This is a genomic window from Neisseria sp. P0021.S005 (assembly GCF_051956955.1).
Window position 1 is genome coordinate 1 of sequence record NZ_JBQCWY010000432.1, and the last position, 2615, is coordinate 2615.

Annotated in this window: 1 protein-coding gene; it reads right to left on the minus strand. The window is 47.2% G+C overall.

Features of this window, described 5'->3' with window-relative positions; genetic code table 11:
* On the minus strand, nucleotides 1-2564 hold a 2564-nt coding region (gene rpoC, locus ACTHUE_RS15185; protein ID WP_440423910.1), incomplete at its 3' end, for a DNA-directed RNA polymerase subunit beta'.
* Nucleotides 2565-2615 lie beyond the last annotated feature (51 nt).

Sequence of the window (2615 nt, forward strand, 5' to 3'; positions counted from 1 at the left end):
GTTGAAGGATCAACAACATCTGATGCTGTAACACGGCCTAAAATACGATCGCGCAACGCTTCAATTACGTCACCGCCTTGTACTACTGCTTTCATGACAAAGCCGTCTGAAGTACCGCAATCGTCTTCAACAACGACCAAGTCTTGAGTTACGTCTACCAGACGACGGGTCAGGTAACCAGAGTTTGCCGTTTTCAACGCGGTATCCGCCAAACCTTTACGCGCACCGTGGGTCGCAATAAAGTATTGCAATACAGTCAAACCTTCGCGGAAGTTAGAGGTAATTGGCGTTTCGATAATAGAGCCGTCAGGTTTGGCCATCAAACCACGCATACCGGACAACTGTTTAATCTGAGCTGCAGAACCACGGGCACCAGAGTCGGCCATCATGTAAATAGAGTTGAAGGACTCTTGATCAACTTCGTTGCCGTCACGGTCGATAACTTTTTGTTTGGACAGATTGTCCATCATCGCTTTAGCGATCTTATCGCCGGCACGACCCCAAATATCGACCACTTTGTTGTAACGTTCGCCGTTGGTCACCAAACCTTGACGGTATTGGTCTTCGATTTCTTTAACTTCGGCATTAGCCTCAGCCAGCAAGGCTGCTTTTTCTTTCGGAATTTCCATATCGTCAACCGCAATGGAAATACCGCCTTTAGCCGCAAAACCGAAACCGGTATACATCAAGTGGTCGGCAAAAATAACTGTGTCACGCAAACCGCACAGACGGAATGATGCGTTAATCAGTTTAGAAATTTCTTTTTTCTTCAGCGCTTTGTTGATGTACTCGAACGGCAGGCCTTTAGGCAAGATTTCGCTCAACAATGCACGGCCGACAGTCGTTTCGTAACGGTTAACGACAGGCTCAAACTCACCTGCTTCGTTTTTTACCCATTCGCGCAGACGTACGGTAATTTTCGTACCCAGTTCAACCTGTTTGGTATGGTATGCACGATGCACTTCTTTCACATCGGCAAACAGGCTGCCTTCGCCTTTGGCATTGATACGGTCGCGGGTCATGTAGTACAGACCCAATACGATATCTTGAGAAGGTACGATGATTGGTTCGCCGTTGGCTGGAGACAATACGTTGTTTGAAGCCAGCATCAGCGTGCGTGCTTCCATTTGTGCTTCCAAGCTCAATGGAACGTGTACAGCCATTTGGTCACCGTCAAAGTCGGCGTTAAATGCGGCACACACCAATGGGTGCAACTGAATCGCTTTACCTTCGATCAGGATAGGTTCGAACGCTTGAATACCCAAACGGTGCAGGGTTGGCGCACGGTTCAGCATAATCGGATGTTCGCGGATCACTTCTTCCAAGATATCCCATACTTCAGGTACTTCTTGTTCTACCAATTTTTTCGCAGCTTTAACGGTAGACGCCAAACCTTGTTTTTCCAATTTGTGGAAAATGAATGGTTTGAACAGTTCCAACGCCATTTTTTTCGGCAGACCACATTGGTGCAGACGCAGGTATGGACCTACGGTAATCACGGAACGACCAGAGTAGTCCACACGTTTACCCAGCAGGTTTTGACGGAAGCGGCCGCCTTTACCTTTAATCATGTCAGCCAATGATTTCAGCGGACGTTTGTTGGCGCCGGTCATGGCTTTACCGCGACGGCCGTTATCCAACAGAGAGTCAACTGCTTCTTGCAACATACGTTTTTCGTTACGAACGATGATGTCAGGCGCATGCAGTTCCAACAGACGTTTCAGACGGTTGTTACGGTTAATAACGCGGCGGTACAAATCGTTCAAATCGGAAGTGGCAAAACGACCACCATCCAATGGAACCAACGGACGCAAATCAGGCGGCAATACCGGCAGCACGTCCATAATCATCCATTCCAGTTTCATACCGGAACGGTGGAAAGCTTCCAATACTTTCAAACGTTTGGCAATTTTTTTAATTTTGGTGTCAGAACCGGTAGATTCCAGCTCTTGACGCAGGATTTCGATTTCGCCGGTAATATCCAAGGTGCGCAACAATTCACGGATACCTTCTGCACCCATTTTGGCATCGAAGTCGTCGCCGTATTCGTCCAGTTTGTTGTAGTAATCGTCTTCAGTCAGTAATTGACGACGTTGCAACGGAGTCATGCCGGGATCGGTTACCACAAATGCTTCAAAGTACAATACGCGTTCGATATCGCGCAAAGTCATGTCCAGTACCATACCCAAGCGGGAAGGCAGGGATTTCAAGAACCAAATATGGGCAACTGGTGCTGCCAATTCAATGTGGCCCATGCGTTCGCGGCGTACTTTAGACAGGGTCACTTCTACGCCACATTTTTCACAGGTTACGCCTTTAAATTTCAAGCGTTTGTATTTACCGCACAAACATTCATAGTCTTTGACCGGGCCAAAGATTTTGGCACAGAATAAACCGTCACGCTCAGGTTTGAACGTGCGGTAGTTGATGGTTTCAGGTTTTTTAACTTCGCCATAAGACCATGAGCGGATGGTTTCGGGAGAGGCAATACCGATTTTGATGGCATCAAACTCTTCTTCCATGCCGGCAGTTTGCAACGGATTAAATAAGTTCAACAAATTCATTTTTGCTCCTTGAAGGAAGTATTTTTACCGCATGGCGGATTTTCGATATTG